Here is a 12,341-nt window from a genome sequence, read left to right on the forward strand (position 1 = left end):
CCGCGCGGACGCGGCACCCGTGCGCATCCCCGCCGGGCTTGGCGGGGCCGCCACGCAGCTGTACGGGCGGGCGGGGCGGGTAGTTCAACGCTCACGTAATTTTTGTGAGCGCCTGTTGGCGGTACGTCCGGGGCCGGCCGCCCCGGCGCGGAAGGCTAGGCCTGGACGCCGGGACCCACGCCGCCGCCCGTGCGCGGGCGGTGGCGCAGGCACGAGATGACGACGACCACCGGCCACACCGCCGTCGCCCCCGTGACGACGCGCTCGGCGACGCCCGCCGGACCGTGCCGCTGGTTCTCCACCACGAACCACGCCGCTCCCACCAGCATCAGCGCCGTCACCACCCACGACGGCACCGGCCGCAGCCCCCACGGCCCGCCCGCGGGCCGCCGCCACGCGGCGAGCACCGGCCACAGCGCCAGCAGCGCGAAGCCCACCGTCACGACCGACCCGTGCGACAGCGAACCCCCCGTCGCGGGAGCCGGAAAGAACGCCAGCAGCATCGCCGACACCCCGCCACCGCCCAGCGCCAGCCGCCCCGCGAGCGCGGCGGCCCGCAGCCCGGCGGCCGTCGCCAGATGGCACAGCCCCAGCGCGAGCAGCGTCGCCGTGAGCGCCCAGTAGGCCTCCTGGTTGTCGGCCGCGAGGACGCTGATCGTCTGCTTGACGGGGTTGTAGTCCGGCCCTTCCACGACCGCGGCGGTGGCCGAACCCCCGAGCAGAAGTACGGGAGCGGATCCGGACGAGAGCACCGCCCACCACGTCACATGTCCCATCGCACCACCGTAATTCGCCCCCACGGCGCGGACGCCGACCTTCGGCCAGAGGTGGGCCTGTCGCGCCCCCGCGGGGGCCCGCTGCGGGGGCCCGCACGCGTGCGGCTTTCCCGCCGCGGGGGGTGCCCGCGCCTGGCGGCGCGGGGTGTTTCCCACCCCCACCACCCGTGCGGGTAAGACGTCGTCTGACGGTCCCCATGTGGGGGTGCACCGCCGTCGGGGGCTACCCGCAGTCCCTCACACATCCACCCCCACCGGCAGGCAGCCGCCCACGAGACGCCGGGAGGGGGACGGTGCGGGGTGCCCCCGCAGGAATGCGCACACAGGACCCGCCACCTAGCTCATGAGGTCAGACGCGCATTCCGAGGAGGTGCCCCGTGCCGGCACCCGACCCCACCCCCCGGGAAAGGGCGCGATGCCCCGCCGGGTACACCGGGGGCGCGAGGAACGGCGCGAGCAACCCACCACCGGCGGACGGTCGCGCAACGAACCGCAACCCCCCACCCCGCAGCGCCCCCGCGCCAAACGCTTCGGCAAGCCCCGAACCGTCCCACCCATAGCGTCGGCCTATGACGCCCACGACCCACGTCCTCACCACCCACGCGGCCGTCACCGCAGCCCTCGCGGACTCCGCCCTCGTCCCACCGCACCCAACCGCCCCCGCGCAGGGCACAGGCATCGCGTGGCTCCGCCGCACCGTCGCCCGCTTCAGCTCCGGCGAGCCCCACCGCCGCCGCCGCGCCCTCGTGGAAGCGGACCTCGCCCGCCTGGAGCCTGCGGCCCTGCGCAGGGCGGCAGCGGCGCAGCCGGACGGCGAGGTGCGCCACCGCGTGGTGCGTACGCTCGCCGCAGCGCTGGGCATGCCGGACCCCGCCGCGGCCGCGGAGGCGGTGGCCGCGGTGGCCGGACCGTACTTCGGAGCGGCGGACGCCCCCGCGGAGGCAGCCGCGGACGAGGCGGTGGCCCAGTTGCTGACCCAGCTCCTGCCGGACCCGGCGGCCCCGGCGGAAGCGGACGCGGCGGACGAAGCCACCCTGGAAGCAGCCGCCAACCGCATCGGCCTGCTCGTCCAGGCCTGCGCGGCGACGACCGCCCTCGTCGAGTCAGCGGCGGCCACCGCAACGGCCCCAGCCCCAGCCACCGCGGAGAGCGCCCCCGCCCCCCTGGCAAGGGTCCTGCGCGAGACCCCGCCCGTCGCGGAGATGCGCCGCGTCGCCACCCGCCCGACGCGCGTCGCGGGTCAGGAGATCGCCGCAGGCGACACCGTACGGCTGGACCTCGCGGCAGCGAACCGCACCCACCCCGTACCCCTCACCTTCGGCGCCCCGCCCCGCGTGTGCCCGGGCCGGGCGCACGCGCTCGCGCTGGCCGAGGGCCTGCTCGACCGCCCGCGCACCCCCTTCGCCCGCCTGCACGACGAGGCGGCCCCGCTCCTGCTCCCCAACGCGTGGGATTACGCGTCCGCGGCGCTCCTCGCGGAGCACGGCTTCCGGGCGGTCGGCACGACGAGTCTGGGCGTCGCGGCCGCCGCGGGCCTGCCGGACGGGGCGGCGGCGACGGCCGAGGAGACCCTCGCGCTGGCCCGCCGCCTGGGCCGGGGCTCCTTCCTCTTCAGCGTGGACGCGGAGGGGGGCTTCAGCGACGATCCGCAGGAGGTGGCCGAGCTGGCGGTGCGGCTGTACGAGGCGGGCGCGGCGGGCGTCAACCTGGAGGACGGCCGCCCGGACGGCACCCTGGCCCCCGCCGCACTGCACGCGGCCAAGATCGCCGCGGTGCGGTCGGCGGCGCCCGCGCTGTTCGTGAACGCCCGCACCGACACGTACTGGCTCGGCCGCGACCAGGAGGAGACCGCCACGCGTCTGGCGCAGTACGAACAGGCGGGCGCGGACGGCGTGTTCGTCCCCGGCCTGGCGGATCCCGCGGCCATCGCCGCCCTGACGGCGACCCTGACCGTCCCGCTGAACATCCTCCACACCCCGACCGGCCCGACCCTCCCCACCCTGACCGCCCTCGGCGTCCGCCGCGTCAGCCTCGGCTCCCTCCTCTACCGCACCGCCCTCTCCGCAGCCCTGACCACGGCAACCGCCATCCGCAACGCCCTCCCACCCGAGCCCACCCCGCTCCCTTACGCGCAGGTCCAGGCCCTGGCGAACCCGTGACCCCAGCTGAGGCAACGGAGCAGGGCTCCCGGCGCGCGTCCCCTACTCCGTGCGCTTGGGGTGGCCGGTCCCGGCGTGGACCAGCCAGCACGTAGCCGCGTTCTCGTCGAAGAGGTACCAGACGCGGCCGCCGCCGGTGACTTCGATCTGCCACTGCGGATACGTCTTCCCGTTGCGCGTGCCGATGGCCAGGTCGCCCTTGAGGCGGTGGTGCCGTGGCGTCGGCACGACAGGGGCAGGTCCGGTCCGCATCTGCAACCAGGCGTCGAGCGTGTTGCCCGGCGCCTGTCTGCACAGTTCCAGCCAGCCGACCGCAGCCGACCGGGAGGTGAACTTCACTTCGAACTCGCCCTTGCCGGGCGGGGGTGGGACAGGGTCACCCTTGCCGAGGGTCACTCGCCCTCCACCTCCGGCATGGGCACGTCGCCGAGGTCCGTGTCCCCGTGGTCGGCCGTGAGGGTCCTGTGCAGGTCCGGGTCGGCGTAGATCTCCGCGGTGTGGCGCCACTCCGCGATGAGCTGGGCGATGGGGCTGACGGTTCCGAGGTCGGTGCTGGCACGGGCCGTCTCGATGAATTCGACGAGGAAGGTTCGCACCGCGTTCTCGGGGAGGAACCTGACCCAGGGGAACGCCTCGGGAAAGACGTCGGTGAGGAGCTGGACGGCACTCGGCTCGTGCTTCATGAACGCGACGAACATGCGCGTGGTCGAATCCACCACCTGGACGGCCTCGTCCGCGCGGGCGGCGGTGGTCAGGTAGAGATCCTCGGCGTCCCTGCGGTGCAACCGGATGCCTCGGCGCAGGCTGCCCTGCATGCGGGCGACGGTGTCCTTCGGCTTGTTGATCAGTTCGGAGAAGTTCGCTTCGACGGCAGGAGAGGGTGCCATGACTTCGAAACTACTTCGAAAGTCGCCCACTGTCCACCGACCCGCCCGCAGGGCCCCCGCGAACGGCATCACGCCCGGTTGTACGTGATGCCGTTCGGGTTGGAGGAGGAGTAGATGCGGCGGATGGTGCCCGTGCTGTCGGAGACGAGCGTGGAGGCGGCCACGTCGTTGCAGTACTGGCCGGAGTGGGCGGTGTCGATCGTGCCGGACGTGACGTGGAGCTGTGTGCCGTTGGCGGAGACGGAGTCGAGGCGGGCGGTGTATTCGCAGTGGCCCATGCCGTAGACGTCCCAGGAGTAGCGGACGGCGTTCTGGCCGATCGCGGCGCGGGAGATGACGAGCTTCTGCGGGTCGTTGCCGAAGCTGCCCTCCATCGGGGTGCTCCAGGTGCCGACGAAGGTGGACGGGACGGCGCTCGACGGGGGTTTGGGGGACGAGGCGCCGCCGGTGGAGCCGCCGCCCTTGCTGCCCGTGCTGCCGCCGGAGGCGGTGGTGGAGCCGGTCGAGCCGGTGGTGGTCGAACGGGAGCTGCCCGTACCGGGGTTGGCGGGGCCCTGCGCTCCGTTCCTGCCGTCCTGGCCGTTCTTGCCGTCCTTGCCGGGGGAAGGCGCGGGCGGGGCGGTGGTGGGCTGCGCGGTGGTGCCGGGTGTGACCGTGCCGGAGGGGGAAACGCCTCCTGGCGAGGGGGAGTTGGAGGCGATCGGCGACGCGGTCGGGGAGCTGGAGGCGGAGGCCTCGGGGCTGCTGCCGTCGCCGGGGAGGAGCACCATCGCGGTGCCGCCGCCCGCCACCACCACCGGCACCACGATCAGCCCGATCAGCCACGGGCGTCTGCGGACCCGCCGCGCGGGCTCGGGCGGGACCGGGGCCGGCGGGACCGGGGCCGTGTCCGGCGTCGTCGCGGTGACGGCCGTCGCCGCCACGGTCGGCTTCAGGCCGCGCAGTTGGACCGTCTCGCGGCTCTTCCCCGCAGGGGCCTCCGCCCCCGACTCGATGTCGAGCAGGCCGGCCGAGAGCCGGGCCAGCCGGACGACCACGGCGGCCGGGAGCCAGGCGCCGGCAGCGGCGGCGGGCACGGGGCGGTCCGGGCCGGACAGCAACTCGTCCACGGTGGGGCGCCGGTCGGGGTCCTTGGTGAGGCAGCGGGCGATCAGCGCGCGCAGCGACTCGTCCGCGACGGCGTCGATCTCGGGTTCGGCCTGCACGACGCGGAACATCACGGCGTGCTGGTTGGTGGCGCCGTGGGCGAAGGGGTGCCTGCCCGTCGCCGCGTAGGAGAGCATGCAGCCGAGCGCGAAGACGTCGCTCACGGGGCGGGCGCCGTCGCCGGTGATCTGCTCGGGGGCCATGAAGCCGGGCGACCCGATGACCATGCCCGTACTGGTCAGCAGGGATTCGACGGGCGGCTGCACGGCGCGCGCGATGCCGAAGTCGATGACGCGGACGCCCTCGACGGTGAGCATCACGTTGGACGGCTTGAGGTCGCGGTGCACGATGCCCGCGGCGTGGATGTCGCGCAGGGCGCGCAGCATGCCGTCGGCGAGCGCGTGGACGGAGGACGCGGGCAGGGGGCCGTCCAGGCGCACGACCTGCTCCAGGGAGAGTCCGGCGACGTAGCCGGTGGCCACCCAGGGCGGTTCGGCGTCCGGGTCCGCGTCGAGGACGGGGGCGGTGTGGCGCTCGCCGACCGTGCGGGCGGCGGCGATCTCCCGCCGGAAGCGGGCCCGGAAGCGGGTGTCGGTGGCGTATTCGTCGTGCACGACCTTCACCGCGACGGCGCGGCCGCCCTCGGACCGGGCGAGGAACACCCGCCCCATCCCGCCCGCGCCGAGCACCCCGAGCACGCGGTACGGGCCGATCCGGCGCGGGTCCCCGGCGGCCAGCGGCTTGACCGCACCGTCGGCGCCACCCGTGCCCGAGACACCGCCCGCGCCCTGCGCCCCGCCCTCGCCCGCTGATCCGCCCTCGCGTCCGCTCTCCCTGCCGGGCATGGAAAACCCCCGTTCCCCGTTCCGTGCTCCCCGCCCGGCGGCCTGCGCCGCACCGGGGCCGCAAGCACCTCTCGACCCTCGAACCGGCCACAGCATAGGGATAGTTGAGCCACGAAACGATGCAAGTGGCGTCAGAGCACGGTCACAGAACGCCCCGACCGCGGCGCCGCCCCCGGGCCGTGGACGCGACACGCGCGCGCCAGCCGCAAGCCCTCTGCAACGTTGTACAAGCCCGGCGCGCTCCCGCACCACCAGCGGCCAGCAGATTTGCCCATCCGCCCCAACCCCGCCCGCCCCAGGCCTTCTTGTGTAACGCGGGAGGCAAAAGGCCACTTGTGTGCCGACCCTGGACAGAGCCGCGGAGCCGTGCTGTCATGCAGGGCGACAGCGGATTTTCCAACGTTGGAAGAGCAAGCAGCACAGGAGGCCACCCCCCATGCCCCTGAACCGCCGTACGTTCCTCGCCGCCGCGACCACCGCCGCCGCCTCCGCGGGCGCCGCGCTGCCCCTCGCGGCCGCGGCGCCCGCCCGGGCCGCCGCCGGGGGAGGGGCGCCGGGTCGTGCCTCGGCCCGCGTCGCCCCCGCTCCCGGCGGCCTGTACGCACCCAGCCGCACCCCGCTGGCGCCGACCGCCTTCCTGCGGCTCCCGCCCGGCGCCGTCACCGCGGGCGGCTGGCTCGCGGGAAAGCTCCGGCAGCAACTGGCCGGGCTGTGCGGCCAGTACGCCGCCACCTCGCACTTCCTGGCCATGGACGGCACCGGCTGGGTCCACCCGGAGAAGACCGGCTGGGAGGAGGTGCCGTACTGGCTGCGCGGCTACACCGACCTGGCGATCCTCACCGGCGACCAGACCGCGCTCGCCGCCGTACGCCGCTGGGTCGACGCCATCCTCGCGACCGCGCAGCCGGACGGCTTCTTCGGCCCGACGTCCCTGCGTACCTCGCTCGGCGGCGGGCCCGACTTCTGGCCCTTCCTCCCGCTGACGTGGGCGCTGCGCAACTGGCAGGAGTACAGCGGCGACAGCCGCATCGTCCCGCTGCTGACCGCCTTCTTCCGCTACATGAACGCCCAGGGCCCCGGCGCCTTCAACCAGAGCTGGGTGTCGGTGCGTTGGGGCGACGGGCTGGACAGCGTCTTCTGGCTCTACAACCGCACCGGCGACGCCTTCCTGCTCGACCTCGCCGACAAGATCCACGCGGGCGGCGCGAACTGGGTGAACAACCTGCCCACGCTGCACAACGTCAACGTCGCCCAGGGCTTCCGCGAACCCGCCCAGTACGCGCTGCGCTCGCCGTCCACCGCGCTCACCAACGCCGCCTACCAGAACTACACCTCGGTGATGACCGCCTACGGGCAGTTCCCGGGCGGCGGCTTCGCGGGCGACGAGAACGCCCGGCCCGGCTACGGCGACCCCCGGCAGGGCTTCGAGACGTGCGGCATCGTGGAGTTCATGGCCAGCCACCAGCTGCTGACCCGCATCACCGGCGACCCGGTGTGGGCCGACCGCTGCGAGGACCTCGCCTTCAACTCGCTGCCCGCCGCGCTCGACCCGTCCGGCAAGGCGATCCACTACATCACCAGCGCCAACAGCGTCGACCTCGACAACACCGCCAAGACACAGGGGCAGTTCCAGAACGGCTTCGCGATGCAGGCCTACATGGCGGGTGTCGACAACTACCGCTGCTGCCCGCACAACTACGGCATGGGCTGGCCCTACTTCACCGAGGAGCTGTGGGCCGCGACCCCGGACCTCGGGCTCGCCGCGGTGATGTACGCGCCCAGCAAGGTCACGGCCAAGGTGGCCGACGGCACCTCCGTCACCGTCACCGAGACCACCGACTACCCCTTCGCCGAGACGGTGACGCTGACCGTCAACACGCCCCGCCCGCTGGCTTTCCCGCTCTACCTGCGGATCCCGGGCTGGTGCGCGGGCCCCCGCCTCACGGTCGCGGGCTCGGCCGTGAGCGCCCCCGCGGGCCCGGCTTTCACCGTGGTCAACCGCACCTGGAACAACGGCGACACGGTTGTCCTCACCCTGCCGCAGTCCACCACGGTACGGACCTGGCCCGGCAACCACGGCGCGACCGCCGTCGACCACGGACCGCTCACGTACTCCCTCAACCTGGGCGAGAACTACGTCCAGACGGGCGGCAGTTCGCAATTCCCGCAGTACGAGGTGCACGCCACCGCGGCCTGGAACTACGGGCTCGCCCTCGACTCCGGGAGCGTCGCCTTCAGCCGCACCGGCGGCGCGCTGCCCGCCGACCCCTTCACCCCTTCGACGACCCCGGTCCGCGTCACCGCGCCCGCCCGCCGGATCGCCGAGTGGCAGGCCGACTCCCAGCACGTCGTGACCCCGCTCCAGGACTCGCCCGCCCGCTCCACCGCCGCCGTCGAGACCGTCACACTCGTCCCGATGGGCGCCGCGCGGCTGCGCGTCTCGGCCTTCCCCACCGCCTCGCCGACCGGCCACCAGTGGAGCGCCCCCGCCCCGTACCGCCGGATCCGCAACAAGAACTCCGGCAAGGTGATGGGCGTGGACCTGATGTCGACGGCGAACAGCGCGCATGTGGTGCAGTTCGACGACAACGGGACGGCCGACCACCTGTGGCAGCTGGTGGACAACGGCGACGGCTGGTTCCGTATCCGCAACCAGAATTCGGGCAAGGTCATGGGCGTCGATCTGATGTCGACGGCGAACAGCGCGCATGTGGTGCAGTACGACGACAACGGCACGGCCGACCACCTGTGGCAGTTCGTGGACAACGGCGACGGCTGGTTCCGTATCCGCAACAAGAACTCCGGCAAGGTGATGGGCGTGGACCTGATGTCGACGGCGAACAGCGCGCATGTGGTGCAGTACGACGACAACGGCACCGCCGACCACCTGTGGCAGTTCGTCTGACGCGGGACCCCTGCGCGGCGGCGCCTCAGCAGCGCGCCGCCGCGGACAGGGCGGCCGCCCGGCGGGACTCGAAGCGGGTTGCTGCGGCGTCGAGCCGGGCCAGGTGGTCGCCGAGGTCCTGCTGCGCGCGGGCGGCCTCGCCGGTGAGGCCCGCCAGATGCAGGACGCCGGTGTGGCGCAGCAGCGGCAGCAGCACCTCGTCGTGGTGGATGCGCAGGTCGTAGACGCCTGCATACGCCAACTCCCGTGCCTGCCGAGCAAAGTTGTCGATGCCGTGGCCCGGCATCCGGAAGTCGGTGACGACGTCGCGCAGCCCGCGTACCGCCACGTCCGGCGCGATCTCCAGCAGCGCGCCGAGCAGGTCGCGGTAGAAGACCATGTGCAGGTTCTCGTCCGCGGCGATGCGCGCGAGCAGCGCCTCGCAGCGCGGATCGCCGCTGATGCGGCCGGTGTTGCGGTGCGAGATACGGGTGGCCAGCTCCTGGAAGGTGACGTACGCGATGGCGTGGACGGGGTCGTCCTCGTGCGGGGAGCTGAAGCCCTGGGTCATGTGGATCATGCGGGAACGTTCCAGCGCGCAGGGGTCGACCCCGCGGATGGTGAGCAGGTAGTCGCGGATCGCGGTGCCGTGGCGGCCCTCCTCGGCGGTCCAGCGGCCGACCCAGGTGCCCCATGCGCCGTCCCGGCCGAAGAGCGTCGCGATCTGCCGGTGGTAGCTGGGGAGGTTGTCCTCGGTGAGCAGGTTGACCACGAGGGCGGTACGGGCCGCGCTCGGCAGCGCGGAGTCCGCGGGCTCCCACGCCCGGCCGCCGAGCGGCCCGTCGTAGTCGGCGCCCGCGGACCAGGGCACGTACGTGTGCGGGAACCACTCCTTGGCCAGGGCCAGATGGCGGTTGAGGTTGGCCTCGACGACCGGCTCCAACGCGTGGAGCAGCCGGACGTGCGACGGCGCGATGTCGGGGACGGACAGCACGGTGATGCCTCGCTTCGTGTAATACCAGGGGCGGTTCAGGTACGTGCGCCGAGCCGCGCGTGCACCCGCGAAAGGACCGGTGGGGCCCACCAGTTGGCGCGGCCCGCGAGCCTCATGACGGCGGGCACGAGCAGCGCGCGGATCACGACGGCGTCCAGGACGAGCGCGAACGCGACGCCCACGCCGAAGAGTTTGGTCACCTCGACACGTGAGGCGGCCATCATCGCCATGAGCACGGACAGCACCAGCGCCGCCGACGTCAGCAGGCCACCGGTGCGGCTCAGCCCGTGCGCGACCGCCGCGCGCATGTCGCCGGACGCGCGGTATTCCTCCTGCACACGCGAGAGCAGGAAGACCTCGTAGTCGACGGTCAGGACGAAGACGATGACGCCCGCGAGCACCGGCGTGGAGATCTCCAGGCGCCCGTCGACCGTGAAGTCCCCCAGCACCGACCGCAGATGGCCGTCCTGGAAGACCCACACCAGGAAGCCCAGCGTCGCCGCCAGACTCAGCGCCGACATCGCGAGCGCCTTCACCGGCACCACCACGCTGCCGGTGAAGAGGAAGAGGAAGAAGGCCAGACAGCACCCGACGATGCCGAGCACCCACGGCAGCCGCGAGGTGATCGCGTCCTTCGTGTCCGCGACGCTCGCCGCGAATCCCCCCACCATGACCCGCGGATCGGGCTTCTCCGCACGCAGCGTACGCACCAGGTGCTCCACCTGCTCCGCGTCGTACGCGCCCGCCGTGACGACCTCCGCGTACGCGCCGCCCGGCCCGGTGTGGCGGCGGGCCGTCGCCGCGTCGTCGTCCACGACCCGGCCGTGCACGAGGACGCCCGTGGGGCCCGTGACGCTGACGACACCCGGCATTTCGGAGACGTCCGCGAGATAGCGGGCCGCAGCCCGGCCCCGCTGACCCGGCAGGACCAGCCGGACCGGCCGCAGCACCCGCGCGTCGAAGGCCTCGTCGACCCGCTGCGAGGTGTGCCGCACAGGGGAGTTCGGCGCGAGCACCCGCTCGTCGCTGATCGTCGCCCGCGCACCCAGCGCGGGCGCCGCGAGCGCGGCGAGCAGCACGCCCACCGCCGCGAGCCACAGCAGCGGCCGCCGCATCACGGTGTGCGCGATCCGGTGCCAGGGGCTGCCGAAGCGCGCGGCCAGGCGGCGGCGCAGCGGCCCGAAGGGGTCGAGGCGGTCGAGGACGCCACCGGCCAGCACGAGCAGCGCGGGCAGCAGCACGACCGCGCACAGCGCCGCCAGCAGCGTCACGGCGATGATCGCGACCGCCATCGAGGACAGGAAGTACAGCGGCACCAGCAGCAGCGCCGCCGCGCACGAGGCGACCGTCAGCGCGGAGAACAGCACGGTCCGCCCCGCGGTACGCACCGCCGCCGCGACCGCCTCCTCCCGCGCCCGCCCCGGCACGCACTCCTCGCGGTAACGGCTCACGATCAGCAGGCAGTAGTCCACGGCCAGACCGAACCCCAGCGACGTCGTCAGGTTCACCGTCAGGATCGACACCGGCGCGAAGTCGGCGTACACCCGCAGCACGAGCAGCGCCCCCGCGACCGCCACCCCGCCCACCGCGACCGGCAGCATCCCCGCCACGAGCGACCCCAGCGCGATCACCAGGATCAGCAACGTCAGCGGCCCGCCCAGGAATTCGGCCCGCTCCACGTCATGCCGCGTCTGCGCGACGATCTCGGTCCGCGTCGGCCCCGGCCCGGCCGCGGAGAGCGTCAACGGCCCGTGTCGCCCCGCGAACTCCTTCACGAGCCGCTCCGAGGCATACGTCGCCGCCGTGTCGTCGCCCCGCAGCCGCACGGTGAGCAGCGCTTCCCGTTTGTCGGGCGAACGCAGCTCGTCCGTTGGGGAGTTCCAGTACGCATGGACGGCGGTGACGTCCGGTCTTGCCGCGAGCCCCGCGGTGATCCGCCGCCCTTCCGCGGCGGCGTCCTCGGCGTCGACGGTCCCGCCCTCCGCCCGCGCCAGCAGCACGAGTTGCGGCTCCCCCGCGCCGAAGTGGGCGTCCAGCCAGTGGTCGGCGTGCCCCGCCTCGGCGTCCTCCGCGATGTAACCCCCCAGCGACAGGTGGTCCTTCAGGTCGTACGACCCCGCCGCCGCGAACGCGGCGAGCAGCGCCGCGAGGACGACCACGCGCCACGGTCTCCTCCGCGCGCCGGGTGCCCGGGGCGTGTGGCGGGGGCTCTCGGGCCTCGCGCGGCCCGGCGCCGCGTGGACCTCGGTCATCGGATTCCACTCATGAGGTGGCAAAACGTACGCACTTGACGCTTCTTATCGGGGCGGGCTCTGCTTTGTCGCGCCGCCACCGGAGTTGGGGCCCACGGTCACCCGACCGGGGGCGTACGCGCTGCGCGCGAGGCTGTTGGCGGGGCGCTCCGGGGGGCCTGTTGCGGTGGTCCGCGCGACCTTCCCTTGTCGGGGGCTGGTCGCTCCGTTCTCCCCCAGAGCTTCGCCTGGGGGTACCCCCACGCAGCCCCCGGTGTACCCGGCGGGGCATCGCGCACTCCGTGCGGGGTGGGGTCGGGTGCCACTCCGGGAGCAGGGCTTCGGCGTAGTCGGCGGGCGTCGCGCGCGTTGGGCGGAGCCCGGCGGCGATGTTCTTCACGCCGTTCAGCCGCAGAGCG

At 73.7% G+C, this 12,341-nt stretch carries 8 protein-coding genes; 2 read left to right on the forward strand and 6 right to left on the reverse strand.

Translation table 11 applies throughout. From position 1 onward, the window contains the following. Positions 1 to 155: 155 nt before the first annotated feature. Positions 156 to 776, reverse strand: a complete 621-nt coding sequence (locus ACH4SL_RS21385; protein ID WP_398447753.1) for a DUF998 domain-containing protein — start codon at positions 774 to 776, stop codon at positions 156 to 158. A 569-nt stretch (positions 777 to 1,345) separates the two neighbouring features. On the opposite strand from ACH4SL_RS21385, the gene ACH4SL_RS21390 reads away from it, so the two are divergent. Continuing rightward, positions 1,346 to 2,935: an isocitrate lyase/phosphoenolpyruvate mutase family protein gene (locus tag ACH4SL_RS21390; RefSeq protein ID WP_398447755.1), complete on the forward strand. Its 1,590-nt coding sequence runs from the start codon at positions 1,346 to 1,348 to the stop codon at positions 2,933 to 2,935. Positions 2,936 to 2,977: 42 nt separating this feature from the next. On the opposite strand, the gene ACH4SL_RS21395 is transcribed toward ACH4SL_RS21390, so the two are convergent. The 3 genes from ACH4SL_RS21395 to ACH4SL_RS21405 all read right to left on the reverse strand — a co-directional run bounded on the left by ACH4SL_RS21395 (position 2,978) and on the right by ACH4SL_RS21405 (position 5,813). Continuing rightward, entirely contained in the window at positions 2,978 to 3,331 is a 354-nt protein-coding gene (locus ACH4SL_RS21395; RefSeq protein ID WP_398447757.1) for a hypothetical protein, read from the reverse strand. Then, entirely contained in the window at positions 3,328 to 3,822 is a 495-nt protein-coding gene (locus tag ACH4SL_RS21400) for a hypothetical protein (RefSeq protein WP_398447759.1), read from the reverse strand. The genes ACH4SL_RS21395 and ACH4SL_RS21400 overlap by 4 nt, the downstream gene beginning before the upstream one ends. A gap of 68 nt (positions 3,823 to 3,890) precedes the next feature. After that, positions 3,891 to 5,813 carry a serine/threonine-protein kinase gene (locus ACH4SL_RS21405; RefSeq protein ID WP_398447761.1) on the reverse strand — a complete coding sequence of 641 codons (1,923 nt, stop codon included), beginning with the start codon at positions 5,811 to 5,813 and terminating at the stop codon, positions 3,891 to 3,893. A 436-nt stretch (positions 5,814 to 6,249) separates the two neighbouring features. Here ACH4SL_RS21405 and ACH4SL_RS21410 point away from each other — a divergent pair, with 436 nt between their 5' ends. After that, positions 6,250 to 8,718, forward strand: a complete 2,469-nt coding sequence (locus ACH4SL_RS21410; protein ID WP_398447763.1) for an RICIN domain-containing protein — start codon at positions 6,250 to 6,252, stop codon at positions 8,716 to 8,718. 25 nt (positions 8,719 to 8,743) lie between these two features. On the opposite strand, the gene ACH4SL_RS21415 is transcribed toward ACH4SL_RS21410, so the two are convergent. Both ACH4SL_RS21415 and ACH4SL_RS21420 read right to left on the reverse strand, forming a co-directional pair. Continuing rightward, on the reverse strand, positions 8,744 to 9,691 hold the full coding sequence (locus tag ACH4SL_RS21415) for an acyl-ACP desaturase (protein WP_398447765.1): 948 nt from the start codon (positions 9,689 to 9,691) through the stop codon (positions 8,744 to 8,746). 35 nt (positions 9,692 to 9,726) lie between these two features. After that, on the reverse strand, positions 9,727 to 11,850 hold the full coding sequence (locus tag ACH4SL_RS21420) for an MMPL family transporter (protein ID WP_398447767.1): 2,124 nt from the start codon (positions 11,848 to 11,850) through the stop codon (positions 9,727 to 9,729). Between the last annotated feature and the right edge of the window lie 491 nt (positions 11,851 to 12,341).

The sequence above is a fragment of the Streptomyces sp. NPDC021020 genome, from assembly GCF_044333285.1.
Lineage (GTDB): Bacteria > Actinomycetota > Actinomycetes > Streptomycetales > Streptomycetaceae > Actinacidiphila.